The organism is Francisella sp. Scap27 (assembly GCF_013394105.1).
In the GTDB taxonomy this organism is placed as follows: Bacteria; Pseudomonadota; Gammaproteobacteria; order Francisellales; family Francisellaceae; genus Francisella; species Francisella adeliensis.
Window position 1 is genome coordinate 30,468 of the sequence record NZ_CP041326.1, and the last position, 20,600, is coordinate 51,067.

Below are 20,600 nucleotides of genomic sequence, written 5' to 3' on the forward strand. Positions count from 1 at the left end.
ATATGAACAATTTACTTAATCATTCTGATAATTTCCCTATATCTCAAGCAATAATGGATATTTCAAAATATTGGCTTTTAGATGAAAAACAAGTTATGAGTAAGCTTGTTGAAAAAGCAAGGGTTTCAGATATTCAGCAGGAAAAAATTCAAGAGCAAGCGCATCAATTAGTGGCTAAGGTTAGAAAAAATAGGCTTAAAAAATCTGGTATTGATGCTTTTATGATTGAGTATGACCTATCTTCTGAAGAAGGCATTGTACTTATGTGTTTAGCAGAAGCTTTGCTTAGAGTTCCAGATAGCTATACAGTTGACTTACTTATCAAAGATAAGTTAACAAGTGCAGCATGGAAAGAGCATGTTGGCACAGAAAAACATTTATTTGTGAATGCGGCTACCTGGAGCTTGATGCTTACTGGAAATATCCTAAAAGAAAATAAAAAATCATATAGAAGTATCTTCCAAAAAATGGTTAAAAAGTCTAGTGAACCTATGATTCGTCAAGCGATGAAAAAAGCAATGAAAATTGTTGGTAAGCAGTATGTACTAGGTGAAACCATCGAAGAAGCTTTGAAGGTTTCACAAATAAAAGTAGCAAAAGGATATAGTTATTCTTACGATATGTTAGGTGAAGCTGCTATGACGATGGTGGATGCTGATTATTATTATGAGCAGTATCTAAATGCTATAGAAGAATTATCAAAGTATGCTCCCAATAAAGAGATTAAAAAGAACCCTGGTATATCTGTTAAACTTTCAGCGTTACATCCGCGCTATGAAGTAGCTCAACATGAAAGAGTGCATACTGAATTATACCCTAAACTATTGAAATTGACTCAGTTAGCAAAACAGTATAATGTTGGTATGAATATTGATGCTGAAGAAACTGAAAGGTTGCAAATATCTTTAGAGTTAGTCGAAAGATTAGCTAACGAAGAGTCATTGAAAGAGTTTGATGGTATTGGTATCGTTGTTCAAGCTTATCAAAAAAGAGCTCCTTATGTATTAGAGTACTTAGCGAATCTTGCAAAAGAAACTAATCGCAGGTTTATGGTTAGACTTGTGAAAGGGGCGTACTGGGATGCAGAAGTTAAGCATGCTCAAGAACATGGTCTAAATGGTTATCCTGTATTTACAAGGAAGTATCATACGGATGTGTCATACCAAGCTTGTGTTAAGCAATTATTTGATCTTCATCAGTATATTTACCCACAATTTGCAACTCATAATGCGCAGACAGTGGCAGCTGTAACTCAAATTGCTGGCGATAATACTGACTTTGAGTTCCAATGTTTACATGGTATGGGTGATCCATTATATGATAATATCGTAGGGCATGAAGGTTTTAAAGATATTCCCTGTCGTATATATGCTCCAGTTGGTGGACATAAACACTTATTAGCATACCTTGTGAGAAGGCTACTTGAAAACGGTGCAAATAGCTCATTTGTAAATAGAATTGTTGATGAGAATTTACCGATTGAAGAGCTGATTGAAGATCCTGTTAAAAAAGCGGTTGAAATAGGTTGTGATCAGCATCCTAATATTCCTTATCCTAAAAATATAGTAGCACCAAGACTTAATTCGCAAGGTTATAACACAGATGACTTTGCTGAGCTTATGACTATGTATGAAAATATAAGTAAGTACACAGTTAAAAATGACTATAAAGCTAAACCTATAGTATCAGGCTTTAAGGCTAGTATTGAACATGCTGAAGATGTTATTAATCCCAATAATCTAGAAAAGGTTGGTATAGTTATAAATGCGGATGCTAAAGTAGCTAAAAAGGCTATGAAAAATGCTAATGAAGCATTTGAAAGCTGGAATAATACTTCTGCTACTCAAAGAGCTGAGATTATTGAAAAGTTTGCTGATTTACTCGAGGAAAATACTAGTGAATTTATAGCAATTGCTATGATTGAGGCTGGTAAAACTTTATCAAATGCTATTGATGAAGTAAGAGAAGCTGTTGATTTTTGTAGATACTACTCAGCGCAAGCTAGATCGGAATTTAATGGGCCTTTTGAGTTGCCTGAGCTATCTAATAAATTGAAGCAGATAGAGTTTACTGGTCGTGGGGCAATGGTTTGTATTAGTCCGTGGAACTTCCCACTGGCTATATTCTTAGGGCAAATTACAGCAGTGCTTGCTGCGGGTAATACTGTGGTGGCAAAACCAGCAGAACAAACATCAATAATTGCTTATAAAGCAGTAAAGCTTCTATTTAAAGCAGGTTTGCCTAAAAAAGTACTTCAATTTGTACCAGGTACAGGTATTGAAGTAGGTGGAGCTATAGTGAAAAGTAAACATTGTAAAGGTGTAATCTTTACAGGTTCTACAGAAGTAGCGGCGACTATAAACCAAACTCTTGCAAATAAAGATGGTGAAATAATGCCATTTATAGCAGAAACTGGTGGGCAAAATGCTCTTATAGTTGATTCATCATCATTGCCAGAGCAGGTTACTGCTGATGTAATGCGTTCAGCTTTTGATAGTGCAGGGCAAAGATGTTCGGCATTAAGAGTTTTGTGTTTGCAAGAAGATATCGCAGATAGTTATATCAAAATGATAGTTGGGGCGATGAAAGAGTTAAAAGTTGGTGATTCTAAATTTCTTAATACTGATGTTGGCCCAGTGATAGATAAAAAAGCTGCTGACAATTTAAATGCTTATATTGAAGAAAAGAAAAATAAGTTTAAAACTATATGTCAGCTTGAAGCTAATGAAGACTCTAAAAAAGGTACATTTGTATTGCCAGTAGCATTTGAGATTGAAAGTTTATCTGACCTTGGAAGAGAACAGTTTGGACCGGTGTTGCATATATTAAGGTTTAAAGGAAATAAACTCAAAGAGCTTATAAGAGATATTAATGCTACAGGTTATGGTTTAACAGCTGGTGTGCATAGTCGTATTAATGAGGTGATGAACTATGTTAAAAATCATATTAAAGCAGGTAATGTGTATGTAAACAGAAACATCGTTGGTGCTGTTGTTGGTGTTCAACCATTTGGTGGTCAAGGTAAATCAGGTACAGGACCAAAAGCTGGTGGACCTTTCTATATGCATAGATTAGCTAATGAAGTGTTATCTAATGTTAATAAGGCTCAAAAAGAAAAAATAGCCTCTGAAAAATTAGCTGAGTTAGAAAAACAAGTAAATACACTACAAAAATCAAAATATAGCATTACAAATATAATTGATGGTAATAGATCTAAAGCTTCTAAATCAGCTATTTTAAAGAGTAAATCAGGTAAAAATATAGGTGATATGTTTATCGCAACATCGGCAACTGTTGATAATGCAATAGAGATAGCTTATAAAGAAGCGGATAACTGGAATAATGTAAATGCTGAAGAAAGAGCTCTAATAGTGGAAAAGTTCATTAAAGCTTTAGATAAAAATAGAAATGAGGTTGTAGCAGATATTGTTGCTGAATCTGAAATTAGTATCGAAGATGCTCATCTGCAAATAGATAAATCAATTGAGCTGATAACATATTATGCTCAACAGGCTAAAGAAGAGTTTGCACACCCTAAATTGCTTCCAGGTCCAACAGGTGAGATTGATGAACTAAGTTTAAAAGGTCGTGGAGTTGCTGTTAGTATTTGCTCAAGTGATGATTCTGTTATTAGGTTTATAGGTCAAACTATAGCAGCACTTTTAGCTGGTAATACAGTAGTTGCAAAAGCAGCTTATACAGGGAACCTAACTGCTTATAGGCTTGTAAGACTTATGATTAAAGTAGGAGTTAGCCCTAAAGTGATCCATTTAATTACTGGTGATGCTGAAGAAATCACATCAACAATGCTATTTAATTCAAAAGTTGCCTTAGTTGCATTTTCTGGCAATACAAATGCCGTTAAGCAAGTGCATCAAGCATTAGCTTTAAGAAGGGGAGCGATTATACCTTTTGTAGCTGAAAGTGTTGAAAAAGTTGGAAGACATAGTACTGAGTTAGCAATTGAAACTGCGTCACCACTTTATCTTCGTCGCTTTGTAGTTGAGAAAACTGTGAGTGTTGATACAACTGCATCAGGCGGTAACGCATCCCTGATGAGCTTAGAAGAATAATTTTATAAACAGCCTTCGCCTAAAAAGAGGTTGTTTAAGGTACTAGCTTAAGCTATAAAGAGTTATTTCTAACAACCTCAAACACTATAAATAATTCACATTCTGTATTCTCAAGAGTTAAAAAAGTAAACTATTATCAATTAGCTTTAGGGTTTTTTACTATCTTCGAATTTGAGGGTATGTTAGTTAAATCTATCTTTCATCTTATTTGTTCATTTTTCTTTCAAGACTGTATTTGCTAAAAAGGTTGGTTATTTAAGGTTATAAATCATTGAAATGTTAAAATTTTAGTGATAATTTATGATGATAGGTGTTTTTTATTATGTTTTATTTTTATCAAAACTAAAACAAATAAAACTCTTTGAACTTATAATAACTCATTATTTAAAATAATCTAAAAGGATAAAGTTATGAATGATAATTCTAAAAAGATGTCGCTTTTCAGTGCGGTACTGGTTGGTGCGACATCGATGGTTGGTTCGGGGTGGCTTTTTAGCGCCCAGCTTACTGCTAGAAATGCAGGTAATTGGGCATTTTTGGCATGGATACTAGCAGCAATACTTATTTTAATGATAGCACTTTGTTTAGGTAAAGTGGTATCTATGTATCCTGTGCGTGGAGCAACAACACGCTCAAGTGCTATTTCACATAACAATGTATTTGCAATGCCTTTTGCTTTTGCAAACTGGTTTGGTGTTGTGGTGGTGATATCATCAGAAGCATTAGCGACTACACAGTATTTAGCTGGTGTTAAAAGCATGGATTGGTTAATGACAGATGGTGATTTGACATTAGCAGGTACAGCATTTGCTTTATTTATATTAGTAGTTTATTTATTTATAAACTTCTATGGGGTTAAATTTCTTGCTAAGATTAATAATGGTATTACAGTATTTAAGATGGTTGTACCAGTGCTTATAGTTATAATTTTTGTAGCCTATGCAATAACACATAGTTCTGACCATGTAAGTATGTTTGCAGATGATATTCCTGGGAATAGTCAGTTTGGATTTCACTCAGCTCTTACAGCTATCGTTGGCGGTGGTTTGATTTATACTTTTAATGGTTTCCAAACAGTAGTTTCTTATGCTAGTGAAGTTAAGAACCCTGGTCGGAATGTGCCATTAGCAATTTTTATAGCATTAGTCTTAGTACTATGTTTATACCTTGGTTTGCAGTATGCATTCATGCAAGCAGTACCACATGATTACCTTGTTCAAAAAGGTGGTTGGGCTGGATTAGATTTTGAGTCTCCATTATTACAATTAGCGATGATGCTTGGCCTTGGTTATATATCTGTACTATTGATAGTTGATAGTATTGTAAGCCCATCAGCAACAGGTTATATCTACTTAGGAGCATCTTCAAGAATGCTTTATGCGATGTCTGCTGAAGGTCAAGTTCCTAGATTTTTTGCCAAGATTACTCCGAAGGTTAATATTTCAAGAAGATCATTAGTAGCAAACTTTTTATTATCAGGCTTTTTCTTATTATTCTCTAATAACTGGACAGCTTTAATGCTTGTTGTCACAGGTTTCCATATTATTGGTTATATGGCAGCTCCAATTAGTATGGGCGCACTAGCTCCTCGTACTAGAATATTCGGTTTAGTAGTTTTTGTGATATTAACACTGCTACTTAATACAGTAGAAATTGAAACTAATGTTCATATGAGTGCTATATTAATAATCTTAATGACTATTTATGGTAGCCTTGAGTATAGAAGAATAGGTTTAAGGAGTCTATTGCCATTGGTTCTACCGTTTATTATATTTATTGCGATTGTATCACCAATTGACCACTATGTTTTTGAAGGGTTTGTAGGAGCAATATTTTACTGGTTTGTTACTGATAAAAGGTATATTGCATTCTGTAAAAAAACAGCAAATGATAAAAATATCATTGTTGACTAATATCATATTTTTGTTTAGGTTTAGTGTAAATCTATAAGTTTTTCTAGTTATATATTAATTTAATCAATATAATACAGTCTAATTTCTTTTTTTAAAAATTCAATTATGAATAAAAGCTCTAAATGGATTTTACTTGTCTTATGTTTAGGATATTTTATAGATTTTTATGATCTGACAGTGATGAGTGTGTCTTATGTTGATTTGTTCAAAAATCAATTTGGGATATTAGATTCGATAAGCATCCAAAAAATGTATTTTACAATAAATAATATACAAATGGCTGGGATTCTAGTTGGAGCATTATTATTTGGTGCTTTAGCTGATAGGTTTGGTCGTATTACCGTTATTAAGTATAGTATCTTGCTTTACTCAGTAACAACTATAGTTGCTATATTTGTTACTAATATTTATATGTTTATGGGGTTAAGATTTTTGTCTTATCTTGGATTAGCTAGTGAGTTTGCTGTTTCTACAGTACTGATTGTAGAATTTTTCCCTCGTAAAGTAGCTGCTTGGGGTATGAGTTTATTATATATATTAGGTGTGTTTGGTGGAATAACAGCAACATTACTAGGAGTTTTCTCATATAAGGTAATGTTTATCTTTGGTGGAGTTTCAGGACTTATAATATTTAGTTTCAGAAAAATATTAGAAGAATCTCCAGCATTTATAGAGTTGTATAAAACTGATGACATTAAAAAAGCAGGTAATGTTTTTTACTTGTTTAAAAATTATTGCAAACCGTTATTACTTAATTTTTTGATTACAATTCCGTATTTTTTTACAATAACGGTGATGTTTGCTTTGGTCAAGTTCATCGCAAATGATATGAATTTTGCAACATTGGTGAAGCTATTCTTATTTGGTTTTTTTACTGGTAACATAATTAGTTGTATAGTTAGTGGTTTTTATAACCAATATTTTAAGTCTCCAAGCTTATTTTTTATTATAAATATTATGGTGTTTTTAGTGAGTATATTTATGTATAAATATGTTTCTGCAAATACTATATTTATTTATGGGATTATTATCGGATTTATTGGGGGTGGGTACAATATAATGTGGGCGCAATATGCAGCTACAGAATTTCCAACAGAAGTGCGTTCATTAGCTACAAATATGATATTTGCACTAGGTAGAACTAGTAGCATATTTTTTGGGCTAATATTTGCAAGCTGGATATCTGATGAACAAATATTTAGAACTAATATAAATATCATGGCTATAGCTATCGCTGTCATGGTATTAGTGATAATATTTAGTTACAAGCGTAAAAAAATTCTAATAAAAAATTAAAGTCATGAAAAAAATATTATTTGGTATAACTGGAAGTGTTTCAGCATATAAGACTGTATTATTAATTAGGCTTTTTATAAAAGATGGCATAGAGTGTAAAGCTATAATTACAGAAGGTGCTTGCCAGTTTATTAAGCCAGAGCTTTTAGTTGCCTTAGGTTGTGACGTATATACTGATGAAAGCTTAGATATGCTTTCTTATGAGCAAGCGATGTCACATATAAACCTACCTAGGTGGGCTGATAAAATTCTTATAGTTCCAGCATCTGCAAATTCTATAACAAAATTTGCTTATGGTCTAGCTGATGATTTACTAAGTCAAAGTTTACTCGCAAATGATGATAACTCTAAAGTTTATATAGCTCCAGCAATGAATATGAATATGTGGAATAATCAGTTAACCCAACAAAATATTTCAAAGCTTAATAATTTAGGTTTTAATATCATTAATCCGGATGCTGGTGCACAGGCTTGTGGAGATGTTGGTGGAGGGCGTTTAGCTGAGCCTGAAGAACTTTTTAAATGTTTTCAAATGAAGTCGGCTAATCAAGATTTTGCAGATAAAAAAGCAGTGATAACTGTTGGAGCTACAGTTGAAGATATTGATGGAGTAAGATACTTATCAAACTATAGTTCCGGTAAGATGGGCTTTGCCTTAGTGGAAGAGCTTTTAGCTAGAGGAGCACGTGTTACTGTACTTAAAGCAAAAGTGACAGTTAGTTTTAATATTACTCATCCTGGATTGACTGTGTTAGATACTCCAAGTGCTGATAGTATGAATCAAGCAATGTTAAAGTCTTGTGGAGCCGCAGATATATTTATAGGTTGTGCTGCTGTTGCAGACTATAAAATCAAAGATAAGTTCACAAATAAAATCAAGAAAACTAAAGATGATAATTTAGTGCTTGAGTTCGTCAAAAACCCCGATGTATTAGCAAACTGTAAGAAAGAATACCCTAATATATTTGCTATAGGTTTTGCTGCTGAATCAGAGAATCTTATAGAGTATGCGAAAGGTAAATTAGTAAAGAAAAACCTAAATATGATAGTTGCAAATTCTACAGCAGTCTTTGGAAATGATAGCTCTAGTGTAACCGTATTATCAAAGGAAAACTCTATACGGTACAGTAATAAATCAAAATCTGAAATAGCTACTTATATATTAGATTTTGCAAAGGAGATGAGATGACAGAAAAACAAGTTAAAATAGTAGATAAGACATGTAATTTTATAACGCTTAAAAATGAGAATGTAGAATTAATACTTTTGGATCTAGGAGCCTTAGTTTATTCATTAAAAACTAAGGATGAAAAAGGCCAGTTAGAAGATATAGTTTTGCAGTATCAAGATATTCAAGAGTATGCAACAAATCCATCATATTTTGGTGCAACAGTTGGTAGAGTTGCTGGTAGAATTAAAGATGCTCAAATTCACCTTGATAAAAAAATATCTAATTTAGATAAAAATTTTCAAGACAAACATACTCTTCACGGTGGGAGTAATGGCTTGAATTTGCAACATTTTAACTATAGCTTTCTAGCGGATAATAAAGTCAGGTTTGAGACTGTACAATTATCTAAGAAGGATAGTTTCCCTGGTAATATATCTTTAGCAGTAACTTATGAGTTACTTGAGAAATCTTTGATAATTAGTTTTGATGCAATATCTGATGAAGATACTGTATTAAATATAACAAACCACAGCCACTATAACCTTTCAGGTAATTATAAAACTACAATAGAGAATCATGACTTGAGAGTTGAAGCTACTGAGTTTGTTAATATTGATGAAATGATGATACCTAAAGAAATAATAGACCTTCCTAGTGAAATGGATTTTAATGTTAAGTCTAGAATAGGAAGTAAGTTAAAGTATCAGGATTCTAATTATTTTAGTCGAGGAGGCATTGATCATTGTTATATAGTTGATGGCGAAGTTATGCTTGAAGATCAAAGTAGTGGAAGGAGGTTGAAAGTTTCTAGCTCGTATCCGGCAATGCAGATATATACTTGTAATTTTAGTCGAGGACATACACTATCTAACGGTAAAGTACTTAAGCAATATGATGCTATCTGTTTTGAACCACAGTTTGTAGGTGCTTTTGATGGTGATTATACTAATCATCCAATGAGACTAAATAAAGGTGAAAAGTATAGTCATTTTATAAAGTTGGAGTTTTAACTGAGTCTTTTATGTAAAGCTAATGCTTTCTCACGACTAGCTTTCAAGTCAGCTATAGGGTGAGGATAGTTATTACCTAAAATAATACCAGCTTCTTTTAATATTAACTCGCTTGCTTCCCAAGGTTTAGCAATTAGCTTATTTGGTAAAAGTTTTAGCTCTGGGACATATTTACGAATATATTCAAAAGCATCAAACTTTTCAGACTGTAATACAGGATTAAATATTCTAAAGTAAGGGGCAGCATCTAATCCACAGCCTGCGACCCATTGCCAGTTGGCATTATTACTAGCAAAATCAGCATCAAAAAGGGTGTCAAAAAACCATTGTTCGCCTTTCTTCCAATGAATTAGACAGTTTTTAATTAAAAAGCTAGCAACTACCATTCTTACACGGTTGTGCATATAGCCAGTTTGCCAAAGTTCACGCATTCCAGCATCAACTATAGGTATACCTGTTTGACCTTGTTGCCATGCTTTAAGTTTAGTGTCATCATTCTCCCAATCAAAAGCATCAAATTTTGCATTGATATTTTTATTAGCTAGTTCAGGGTAGTAAAATATTTGGTAGTAACTAAAGTCTCGCCAAACAACTTCTTTGATAAAATGTTCTTCATTATCACCAATATGCTCAAGGCTATAAACAGCATTAAAAATTTGGTTAGGAGAAATTTCACCGAAATGTAAATGAGGTGAAAGGGTGCTTGTCGCATTATCTGACATGAAATCACGAGATTTTTTATATGTACTTACTTTATCATCTAAAAATGATTCTAATTTTGAGATAGCTGCATCTTCACCAATTTGCCATTGCTTGACTATATCCTGCCAATCTAGCATTGGCTCAAGGAGTTTTAAATCTGTAATATCTATACTATCTGATGTTTTGGTAAGCTTTTGAAAAGTTGGTTTAGGTAATGTGGGCTTATGTGCTCTAGTTTTCATTAAAGCTTTATAAAAAGGAGTATAAACTTTATAGTGTGTACCATCATCTTTAGTACATTGCCAAGGCTCCATTAAAAGACTACCATTAAAGCTTTTTACATTGATATCACTTTCTTCGAGAATTTTTTTGATTTCAGTATCTCGAGCAATGCTATATTTATCGTAACATCTGTTCCAATAAACATCTGTAATACTATAGTTTTTTATAAGGTTTTTTATAATCTCGATAGGTTCACCACTATATACATTTAGATTATTATCGAGTGATTTATCTAAAGATATTAGTGAATGATGTAACCAAAGTTTGCTAGCACCACCAATTTCTACTTTATCATCATGAATATATATAGCTATAGTTTCATCAGCTTCACTAGCATAAGTAAGGCTAAGGTTGTCAATTAATCTAAGGTCTTGTCTAAACCAATGTAGTGCGATTTTTTTCATAATTCTTGTTGTAAGATGTTTTTTAGCATTTGAATATGTTCTTGAGAGTCATTAAGGCAAGGTATAAGACTAAATTCTTTACCGCCTTTATCTAAGAAATTTTGCTTTTCTGCAAGTGCTAGCTCTTCTAAAGTTTCTAGGCAATCGACACTAAACCCTGGAGCTATGACTACTACTTTTTGATTTTCTTTAGCAAACTCTTCTAACTTTACCGATGTATAAGGTTCAAGCCATTTTTTAGGCCCAAAACGAGATTGAAATGATAGTTCAAATTTAGTGTTTTTGTATTCATTCTCAAGAGTCTCTTTTACTAATCTATATGTTTTATGACAGTGGCAATAGTATGGGTCACCTTTAGTAAAGTATTCTTTTGGTAAGCCATGGAATGAAAATAAAACAGTATCAGGTGTAAAATCTAATTGGGATATATATCCTTTAATCTGGTTAGATATCGTTTCGATATGATACTTGTTATCGTAATAAGGGTTTATACCTTTAATAGTAGGTTGCCATCTTATTTTAGAAAGAACACGATAAACTTCATCATAAACAGTCGCTGTTGTAGTGGCTGAGTACTGAGGGTATAGTGGGAATATTGCTATCTCGGTAGCACCTTGCTCTTGTAAGTTTTTAATTTTGCTCTCTATACTTGGTTGTCCATATCTCATCGCACAATCAACTATATAATCATCTAGTTCGTTATCTAAATCTTTAGCTAGATTTTCTGTATAAAGCAGAAGAGGTGATTTATCATACTCTTTATTCCAAACGGCACCATAGGTATGGACATTTTTCTTTGAACGAATTGGTAATATTATAAGGTTTAAAATTATTTTCCAAAGAATAGGATTTGCCTCTATTACACGCGGATCAGATAGGAATTCTTTAAGATATTTTTTTATGGACCTAGCATCACATGATTCTGGCGTTCCTAGGTTTACTAATAGAATAGCCTTTTTTCTAAATTTACTTCCATATTCTTTCATAGTATTGTCGTGAAGATTATTCAATATGATAATTGTAGCAAATATTTTTCTAGTAAATTGTTAAATTTTCTTTATGAAATAGACATGTTTATTTTGAGTTAAAATCAAATTAAAAAGTATTTATATGCTTTAAAAATCCTTTTAGAAGTGTTAGTTTATACCTTGGTGTTTAACTAAATCATTATTATTACATGAGTGAAACTAATATTCTCTGGCTTACATTTATTATTTATATAGCAATTATTTTTGCTATAGGAATATATTCTTACTTTCAAACAAAAAAAGTTTCTGACTATATGCTTGGTGGGAGATCTCTTAGTGCTCCAATAGCTGCATTAGGAGCAGGTGCTTCTGACATGGGGTCTTGGCTACTTCTTGCATTACCAGGAGCTTTTATGGTTTCAGGATTAAATCAAGTATGGTTGCCACTAGGCTTAACTATAGGAGCCTTTGTAAATTGGGGAGTAGTAGCTAAAAGACTTAGAGTCTATACAGAAATAGCCAAAGACTCTATTACTATTCCTGAGTACTTTGAGAACAGGTTTCATGATAAAACTAATATCCTTAGATCATTGACAGCTCTTGTTACTGTTGTATTTTTTACAATATATATTGGTGCGGGTTTTGTTTCAGGAGGTGTTTTATTTAGCTCTATGTTCCATATTTCATACCATGAAGCTCTTATCTTTACAGCAATTATAATATTTACTTATACATGTGTAGGTGGTTTTTTAGCTATTGCATGGATAGATTTCTTTCAAGGTACTTTAATGCTTTTGGCTTTAATTATGGTGCCATTATGTGTGTACTTTGAGTTTGGTAATGTTGATGTTGTAGGAGCTATATCAAATATAAAAATAGAAGGTTTTTATGATATAACTTCCGGAATCCCTCTCATAACTATCGTTTCATTATTGGCTTGGGGATTAGGCTATTTTGGCCAACCTCACATTATAGTAAGATTTATGGCTATAAAAGATCCAAATAAAACTCCTAAAGCAATGTGGATTTGCATGATCTGGATGATACTGGCTCTTATAGGTGCAGCTTGTGTAGGTATTTTAGGAGCTGCTTATTATACAGATGGTATATCAAATCCAGAAGCTATATTCTTAAAATTATCAGCAGTATTTTTTAACCCATGGATAGAAGGTGTTTTACTAGCGGCTGTATTATCCGCTGTTATGAGCACATCATCAGCACAACTATTGTCATTATCAAGTGCATTTTCTGTGGATGTATATGCTAAGTTTATTAGAAAAAATGCATCACATCGTGAGCAGCTAAATGTAAGTAGGCTTATAGTATTTATTGTAACTATTGTAGCAATAATAATATCTTACAACCCAGATAGTAGTATTTTAAATCTAGTTAGTTATGCTTGGGCAGGATTAGGTAGTTCATTTGGTGCAGTTATTATATTTTCACTTTTCTGGTCAAGAATGAACAAATATGGAGCTATTGTTGGAATAATAGTGGGTTCTGTAATAGTTGTAATATGGCCATTCTTTGAGGACTTTGGTGGATGGTTTAAGGTTTATTCAATGGTTCCAGCATTTACTTTAAGTTGTATATCTATTATTGGTGTTAGCTTGGTTACAGGTAAGCCTGCAGATAGTGTCCAAGAAGAGTATAAATCTTATAAGTTAGGCTTAAATAAATAAATATCTCTCCAGTTTTCCAATCTTTTTATCTAAATAAATATCTCAAACTAATTATACTAATAGATAATGTTTATAGAGTAAAAAATACTTATTAGTGTTAATATAGCAGTGTTAAAAACAATATAGGTTAAAATAAAAAAATGAAATTTTCTGACTTAGGTCTATCTTCTTCAATCTGTGAAGCATTAGAGAACAAAGGTTATACAAAACCAACACCGATTCAAGCAAAAGCGATTCCACTAGTGTTAAAAAACAACGATTTAATGGCATCAGCTCAAACAGGTACGGGTAAGACTGCAGGTTTTACACTACCAATAATACAAAAATTACTAGATCAACCAAAAGCGACTACAAATACTATAAAAGTACTTGTGCTTACGCCGACGCGTGAATTAGCAGCTCAGATTCAAGATCAAGTTAGCTTATATGCTGCAAATACTCATATTCGTTCAGCAGTTGTATTTGGTGGAGTGAGTATAAATCCTCAAATGATGAAACTAAGAAAAGGTGTTGAGGTTTTGATAGCAACACCAGGTCGACTTTTAGATTTATATGGTCAAAATGCTGTAAGATTTGATAAGCTGACTACTTTAGTGTTAGATGAAGCTGATAGAATGCTTGATATGGGGTTTATCCATGATTTGAAAAGAATCCATAAGCTACTACCTAAAAAAATTCAAACATTAATGTTTTCAGCAACTTTTTCTCCAGAAATTAAAAAGTTAGCTAGTGAGTTTTTATTTCACCCAAAATCAGTATCAGCAGATGTTGTAAATACTACAGTAAAGAAAATTACACAAAAAATATATACTGTAGATAAGGCAAAAAAAACAAATGCTTTAATTAGTTTAATACAAGAGCAAAATTTACATCAAGTTTTGGTGTTTTCTCGTACTAAACATGGTGCTAACAAAATTGCTGAGAAATTAAATAAAGCAGATATTTCTAGTAGTGCTATTCATGGTAACAAAAGCCAAGGGGCTAGAACTAAAGCGTTAGCTGATTTTAAATCTAAAGAAATAACAGTACTTGTTGCAACAGATATAGCTGCTAGAGGCATAGATATAGCTCAGCTTCCTTGTGTGATAAATTTAGATCTGCCTAATGTTGCAGAGGACTATGTGCATAGAATAGGTCGTACAGGTCGAGCTGGTGAAGATGGCTTAGCTATATCTTTAGTTAGTGCGGATGAAGCAGAATCACTTTCAAATATTGAGCATTTGATTGGTCATCTTTTACCTAGAGAAGAGCTCGAAGGTTTTGAAGCTATTCATAGTGTACCTGTAACGAGTATGTTAAAAAAAACGAAAGTTAAGAAAATAGATGAAGTGAAAATTATTGCTGCAAAACGAGCGAATAGAGGCAAAAAACCATCCGTTCATAATAAAGATTTCTCTAAGAAAATTAAGAAAAAAATAAATGATAATAAATCTACAAGAGTCAAAAAGCCGACAGTTTAGAGTCCTACCCAATAAATTTTAGTTTGGTGTTATGAGTAATATAAAATAACAGTTTTAAATATGTTTTAGGTTAAGATAAGCTAACTATTCTTTAGTAGCTAAATCTCAAAACATTTCTTACATCAGTTCTAATACAAATCACTATATTCATCTCTAAGGAGTTTATGTCTCAAACCTTAGCAGATTTTGCTATTACTAGACTACCTATTTGCCATAATCTGAGAGAGAAAAGGCATAAATAGCTTATAAGGGGTTAGTGAGAAAGTTAAAACCTCTACAGGCGAGTTTTATAGAATAAAACAATTTCTAATAGAGGTTAATAAACAGAATATGTAGTAAGTATATGTTTTTTTATAATTCTTATTCGTATAAGCTAGCTGGTTCTTCATGCATGCTATGAAGATTTTCAGCCTTAACATGAGCTTGAGTACTTTCTATAATAGCATTTAACCAACCACGAGCTACCCACATGATTATAGCAATTACAGCTACAAATATTCCTAACATCAAGAATACATGACCGTAAACTGCAACACTTTCAACTTTAGTGAAAACATCACCTTCAGCAGGAGCTGTAAGAGCCCCAACCCAACCACCAATAGGGCCTGCGACCATTGTTGTCAAAGCCCACATTCCTAGGGCAAAACCACTCATTTTACGAGGGAATAGTTCAGCTACCATAGATAATCCCAAAGCAGAAATAAGGAGCTCACCAGTAGACTGAAAGAAGTAACTAATAACTAACCACCAACCTGAAACGATACCATCTGTAGCTGTAAATTGTGGGAAATATAAAACTAAGAAAGCAAATGCGCAAAGTGTCATCCCAAAACAGAATTTAGTTACATGTGTTCCAGGTACTTTCTTATAAAGTACAGATAGTATAGGAGAAACCAATAATATCACTAGAGGGTTTAAAACCTGCCATTGTTCGCCATGAACATGCATACCTAAAAAATAAGGATCAACATTATTAACAGCAAAAAAGTTTAAAGAGGTCGGCATTTGCTGATATAAAACAAAGAATATAATTCCTTGAACGATAAGTATTAATGCTACTATCATTCTTTTTCTTTCATTTTCAGACTGTTTAAACATTTGAATGAAAAAGTAAAGTACTGCAAGAAGAGCTATAACAACAACGATAGCTGTACATAGAGTTGTATTTTCTAAAATATTTCCAGCAATAACAATAGCTACTAATGAACCAATTATTACTGAAAAAACTTTCAGCCAAGACATTTTTTGTGAGCCGGCTTCTGTAGAAAGTTTAGAAATTTTAGGGTAAAAAACAGTATAACTGATTAGACCTAAAGCCATACCTATTGCAGAACATAAAAAAGCGTGTAAATATCCATATTTGGCAGCTACAATCGGTGTAATAATCATTGATACAAAAGAACCAATATTTACAGCCATATAGTATAGTGTCATAGCACCATCTTGAGCTGGATCACCTTTTTCAAACATTTTTGAAATTAGAGATGTAGGATTTGGTTTAAATAAACCTCCACCAATAGCTATACCAGCTAAAGAATACATAACTACAGTTTTTTCGGTGCTTCCAATAGCTGTCGCTATAGCCTCACCAAAGCTAAGTGTTAGGTAAGATAAAAATAAAAATCCAGCACCTATAAATATAGTTCTTTTAGCGCCTAGATAGCTGTCACCAATCCATCCACCAATAAGTGGACCACCATATAGCAGTGCTGAGAATGAACCAAATATGAGCATTGCATCTGCATCACTAAAACCAAGTTTTTTAGCAAAATAAATTGCTAAAATAGCTTGAAGCCCATAGTAGCCAAATCTTTCCCATAGCTCAAGGGTCCATAAGACCCAGAATGGTGTCCTACTACCTGCACTCGGTGAGCTATTAATATCATTAATAATCATTATTGAATCTCCTTTAATTGAATATATAGCGATAAAGCTATAGATTCATCATAAGATATTTATCTATCGAAAACAAGAAAAATGAAGAGCAAAATATGTTCGTAAATATGCTGTTAATTTATATTTTATTTAGCGAAGAATAATAGCAGTACCATAGCAAAAAACTTCAGTACCACTAGTGTTGCCACCTAAACTACTAGAATCATAACGAATTGATATGATAGCATTTGCACCTAGTTCTTTTGCTTGGCTTATCATTTCTTGTTCAGCATGAAGTCTAGCATCTTTACAGACATCGGTATAAGAGCTGTTTCTACCACCAATTATGCTTTTTAAGCCACCTAATATACCTTGTGTGATAGTAGGAGTACGCACAATAATTCCAGTAACCATGCCTTTGGTTTCTAGTACTTCGCGATTGCTTATAGTATCAGCTGTAGTTAAAATCATAGTTTTTCCTTCTTCATTCTTATATATCTAACTATACATGTTTTCAAGATGGCTATTGAAAAAATTAAGATTATCACCGTAATCATACTTACCTGTTATAACCTCTATATATACACCTTTTTGATGAGTTTTAGCTTTTAATAAAGCATCTTCAAGCTCTGATATGGTCGAGACCTTAAGACTAAGCCATTCTTTGCACCCTAGGACTGTTGGTAGGGCTGAATAGTTTATTTGAGCTAAATCATCATAGCTAGGATTAGGATCTAACTCTAAGGCTCTTTCAACCATATAGCCATCGTTATTTATACAAAAAATTATTGGATTGATATCATAACGACCCATTACAGCTAAATCATTTAGTGTAAGTTGATGAGAACCTTCACCTGTAACAAGAACTGTTCTAGCATTAGGATTTGCTAAAGTTATACCCAATGTAGCTGGGGTTGCCCAACCTATAGAGCCCCATAGTGTTTGGTTATGGTATTTAGCCTTTGCTGGTAGTGGGTATTTGGATATATTAAGTGAGGTTGAGCCTGTTTCTGCAACAAGGATATTATCATCATTTAAAAATGAAGTTATTTTGTCATAAAACACATCTAAAGAGATTTTGTTATCATCGGTTGATTTTGGTTTTTCTAATGTTTTAGAATACGATGATTTGTAATTTATAGCTGTAACTCTATCAAATAATTTATCTAAAAGCTCACCGAGGTATATGTTTTTGAAATAATTATTTTCACTTTCTACAAATAGAGGTGCTAGATTTAAAACTTTTGTCATATCAAGATTGTTTGTAAATCCAGAAGTATTAAAGTCTGACCATAACGCATCGCCGATATTTAACACTAAATCTGCACTTTCAACTATCTCGGAAGTACCTTTATCTGATAGGAGTCCAGCATAAAAACCCGTGTAGTTACTATGATGTTCAGATATTACACTTTTATCATGCGGCATAATAGCAAAAGGGATATTTAGCTTTTCAATAAGTTTTATTGCTTTTTCTGTTATACCAAACCTATCTAACTTAACTGACGGAATAGCAACAACTTTTTTAGCATTAGCCAACCTTTCTAAGATAAGCTCTAAAGCCTTATCTAATTGATTAGCATCACTTTTTAAATAACTACAGTCGATATCATCAGGTGTGGTATCTGTTACAGGTTTAGCACCATCATCTAAAGATAAACTTATATATGCAGGTTTGCGATACTTAAAAGCCTCTGCAATAACTCTATTCATCTCTCTACGGGCGTTATCTGGAGTTATAATTGCTGATACGCAAGCTGCTGATGCAGAAATGTCGAAAAAGTTACCAAACTCACCATCACCTAGAGTATGATGGACAGCTCTTCGCTTAGCAACAGCCATATCGTTAGGTGAACCTACAAGATGAAACACTACTACATTTTCAGCTTTTGAGCCCATCACACCATTTAAAGCACTTAGCTCACCAACGGCATAAGTAGTACAGAGTATAGCAGCACCTTTTACTCTAGCATAACCATCTGCAGCATAGCTAGCATTTAGCTCATTTGCATTGATGATGCTTGTAAGTTTAGAGTTGTTGATAAGTGCACGATCAAATGAAAATGCAAAGTCTCCTGGTACAGAAAATGAGTGTTCCACACCTAAATCAACTAGTCTTGAAACCACATATTCTGCAGTATTTTGAGCATCTTTCACAGTATCAAATTGTTTTTTTGCTGTTATTTGTTGAGCGTTTTTCTTGGGGTGGTTATTGATAGCCATTGCGAATCTCCTTGGATTGAACGAATAGTTAATAAGCTATAAATCTATCATAAGAAATTTATTTGTATAAAACAAGAATAAAAAAGATATGTTATACAATATATTTTTTAATTTATCGAAGAATGATAGTAATATCAAAAACTATTTTTAACTAGATATTCTGCAATAGATTTTCCTTACATAGTCACAAGCTCTTCCGATGCAGTAGGGTGGATAGCTATAGTGTCATCAAAATCTTGCTTAGTTGCACCCATATTGATAGCTACAGCAAAGCCTTGTAGCATCTCATCTACATTTAGACCAATCATGTGACAACCGACAACTTTTTCATTGTCACCTGTTACAACTAGTTTCATAAATGTTGGCATTCTATGACCAGATATTGCACAGTACAGATTTGTAAAGCGAGATTTGTATACTTTTACGCTATCATCACCATACTCAGTTCTAGCTTCTTTTTCAGATAAACCAACCGTACCAATAGCAGGGTGAGAGAATATTACAGTAGGGATATTTTTAAGATTAGCTTTTAGATTTGTTTCACCATTAAAAAGTCTACGAGCAAGATACCTACCTGTTTTTATAGCTACAGGAGTAAGTTGTGCAACACCAGAAGCATCACCGATAGAATAAACACCATCAACATTTGTTTCACTCATGTCATTAGCAGGGATTATGCCTTTCTTAGTGATCTCTATGTCAGTATTTTTAATTCCTAGATTATGAGTATTTGGAGCTCTACCTGTTGCCCAAATTAGTGTGTCGACATTTTCTAGTATTTTGCCTGTATCTGTAGTGATTTTTAGAGTATCACCAGTTTTTTCAACTTTGATGATATTTGTATGATTCATGACATTCATATTTGTCATTTTCATACATTCAACCAATACATCACTAACATCATCATCAAATTCCATTAGTGGCTTTTCTCTACGCACCATAATAGTAGTATCTGTATCATGAGCATTTAGTACGCCTGCAATTTCGACGCCTATATAGCCACCACCGACTACTACAGCTTTTTTTGGTGTATTTTCTAGCTCAAAAAAATCATCAGAGGTTATACCAAGCTCAGCACCTTCAATGTTTTGCGGCACGATAGGGTAAGCACCTGGTGCGATAAAAATATTATCAGCAGTAAGCACCGTACCATCATCTAACTCTATAGTCTTATTATCTACAAACTTACCCCAATTATTGAAGTGAGAAATATTCCATTTGTCTAAAAGTCTGTCATAAAAACCGTGAATATTACCAATATAAGTAGCTCTTTTTTGTTTTAGGGTAGCCCAGTTAAAACCTTTTACATCTACATCAAAACCATATCCTGCAACATCATGTTTTAATTGCTCAGCAATCATAGCTCCATAAAACATAGCCTTTTTAGGTACACAACCACGATTTACACACGTGCCACCTAGTTGTAGTTTTTCGATAATTGCTACTTTTTTACCAAATTTAGCAGCCTGTACAGCAGAAGCAACTCCGCCAGATCCACCACCTAGGCTTATTACATCAAAATGTGTATTTTTCATTATTTT

At 33.1% G+C, this 20,600-nt stretch carries 13 protein-coding genes; 7 read left to right on the forward strand and 6 right to left on the reverse strand.

Going from position 1 to position 20,600, the window contains the following annotated elements; genetic code table 11:
* Window positions 1-2 precede the first annotated feature (2 nt).
* From putA to FLM55_RS00190, 5 genes are all read left to right on the forward strand, one after another.
* Window positions 3-4,073 (forward strand): bifunctional proline dehydrogenase/L-glutamate gamma-semialdehyde dehydrogenase PutA, encoded by a 4,071-nt coding sequence (gene putA, locus FLM55_RS00170; RefSeq protein WP_178947461.1) that lies wholly within the window; start codon window positions 3-5, stop codon window positions 4,071-4,073.
* A 410-nt stretch (window positions 4,074-4,483) separates the two neighbouring features.
* A complete protein-coding gene (locus FLM55_RS00175; protein WP_178947462.1) occupies window positions 4,484-5,986 on the forward strand; it encodes an APC family permease in 1,503 nt (500 codons plus the stop codon).
* 105 nt (window positions 5,987-6,091) lie between these two features.
* Window positions 6,092-7,282: an MFS transporter gene (locus tag FLM55_RS00180; RefSeq protein WP_178947463.1), complete on the forward strand. Its 1,191-nt coding sequence runs from the start codon at window positions 6,092-6,094 to the stop codon at window positions 7,280-7,282.
* 4 nt (window positions 7,283-7,286) lie between these two features.
* Window positions 7,287-8,471, forward strand: coding sequence for a bifunctional phosphopantothenoylcysteine decarboxylase/phosphopantothenate--cysteine ligase CoaBC (coaBC, locus tag FLM55_RS00185; protein WP_178947464.1), 1,185 nt, complete (start codon window positions 7,287-7,289; stop codon window positions 8,469-8,471).
* On the forward strand, window positions 8,468-9,463 hold the full coding sequence (locus FLM55_RS00190; protein ID WP_178947465.1) for an aldose epimerase family protein: 996 nt from the start codon (window positions 8,468-8,470) through the stop codon (window positions 9,461-9,463). Before coaBC ends, FLM55_RS00190 begins: the two co-directional genes overlap by 4 nt.
* Here the strand turns inward: FLM55_RS00190 and FLM55_RS00195 are convergent.
* Entirely contained in the window at window positions 9,460-10,854 is a 1,395-nt protein-coding gene (locus tag FLM55_RS00195) for a deoxyribodipyrimidine photo-lyase (protein ID WP_178949020.1), read from the reverse strand. The genes FLM55_RS00190 and FLM55_RS00195 overlap by 4 nt on opposite strands.
* A complete protein-coding gene (gene hemH / locus FLM55_RS00200) occupies window positions 10,848-11,837 on the reverse strand; it encodes a ferrochelatase (protein WP_178947466.1) in 990 nt (329 codons plus the stop codon). Before hemH ends, FLM55_RS00195 begins: the two co-directional genes overlap by 7 nt.
* A 191-nt stretch (window positions 11,838-12,028) precedes the next feature.
* On the opposite strand from hemH, the gene putP reads away from it, so the two are divergent.
* On the forward strand, window positions 12,029-13,501 hold the full coding sequence (gene putP, locus FLM55_RS00205) for a sodium/proline symporter PutP (RefSeq protein WP_178947467.1): 1,473 nt from the start codon (window positions 12,029-12,031) through the stop codon (window positions 13,499-13,501).
* A gap of 140 nt (window positions 13,502-13,641) precedes the next feature.
* A complete protein-coding gene (locus FLM55_RS00210; RefSeq protein ID WP_178947468.1) occupies window positions 13,642-14,961 on the forward strand; it encodes a DEAD/DEAH box helicase in 1,320 nt (439 codons plus the stop codon).
* 360 nt (window positions 14,962-15,321) lie between these two features.
* Here FLM55_RS00210 and FLM55_RS00215 read toward each other — a convergent pair whose 3' ends face one another.
* From FLM55_RS00215 to gorA, 4 genes are all read right to left on the reverse strand, one after another.
* Window positions 15,322-16,857 (reverse strand): oligopeptide:H+ symporter, encoded by a 1,536-nt coding sequence (locus FLM55_RS00215; RefSeq protein WP_178947469.1) that lies wholly within the window; start codon window positions 16,855-16,857, stop codon window positions 15,322-15,324.
* Between the two features lie 129 nt (window positions 16,858-16,986).
* Window positions 16,987-17,307 (reverse strand): YbjQ family protein, encoded by a 321-nt coding sequence (locus FLM55_RS00220; protein ID WP_178947470.1) that lies wholly within the window; start codon window positions 17,305-17,307, stop codon window positions 16,987-16,989.
* A 27-nt stretch (window positions 17,308-17,334) separates the two neighbouring features.
* Window positions 17,335-19,059: an alpha-keto acid decarboxylase family protein gene (locus tag FLM55_RS00225; RefSeq protein ID WP_178947471.1), complete on the reverse strand. Its 1,725-nt coding sequence runs from the start codon at window positions 19,057-19,059 to the stop codon at window positions 17,335-17,337.
* A gap of 176 nt (window positions 19,060-19,235) precedes the next feature.
* The gene (gene gorA, locus FLM55_RS00230) at window positions 19,236-20,594 is read right to left on the reverse strand and encodes a glutathione-disulfide reductase (RefSeq protein WP_178947472.1); all 1,359 of its coding nucleotides are present in this window, start codon (window positions 20,592-20,594) and stop codon (window positions 19,236-19,238) included.
* Window positions 20,595-20,600: the final 6 nt, after the last annotated feature.

Bases quoted from the DNA above. Each gene is read 5' to 3' on its own strand.
- putA (WP_178947461.1), top strand. From the start codon at position 3: ATGAACAATTTACTTAATCATTCTGATAATTTCCCTATATCTCAAGCA.
- FLM55_RS00175 (WP_178947462.1), top strand. From the start codon at position 4,484: ATGAATGATAATTCTAAAAAGATGTCGCTTTTCAGTGCGGTACTGGTT.
- FLM55_RS00180 (WP_178947463.1), top strand. From the start codon at position 6,092: ATGAATAAAAGCTCTAAATGGATTTTACTTGTCTTATGTTTAGGATAT.
- coaBC (WP_178947464.1), top strand. From the start codon at position 7,287: ATGAAAAAAATATTATTTGGTATAACTGGAAGTGTTTCAGCATATAAG.
- FLM55_RS00190 (WP_178947465.1), top strand. From the start codon at position 8,468: ATGACAGAAAAACAAGTTAAAATAGTAGATAAGACATGTAATTTTATA.
- hemH (WP_178947466.1), bottom strand. From the start codon at position 11,837: ATGAAAGAATATGGAAGTAAATTTAGAAAAAAGGCTATTCTATTAGTA.
- putP (WP_178947467.1), top strand. From the start codon at position 12,029: ATGAGTGAAACTAATATTCTCTGGCTTACATTTATTATTTATATAGCA.
- FLM55_RS00210 (WP_178947468.1), top strand. From the start codon at position 13,642: ATGAAATTTTCTGACTTAGGTCTATCTTCTTCAATCTGTGAAGCATTA.
- FLM55_RS00215 (WP_178947469.1), bottom strand. From the start codon at position 16,857: ATGATTATTAATGATATTAATAGCTCACCGAGTGCAGGTAGTAGGACA.
- FLM55_RS00220 (WP_178947470.1), bottom strand. From the start codon at position 17,307: ATGATTTTAACTACAGCTGATACTATAAGCAATCGCGAAGTACTAGAA.
- FLM55_RS00225 (WP_178947471.1), bottom strand. From the start codon at position 19,059: ATGGCTATCAATAACCACCCCAAGAAAAACGCTCAACAAATAACAGCA.
- gorA (WP_178947472.1), bottom strand. From the start codon at position 20,594: ATGAAAAATACACATTTTGATGTAATAAGCCTAGGTGGTGGATCTGGC.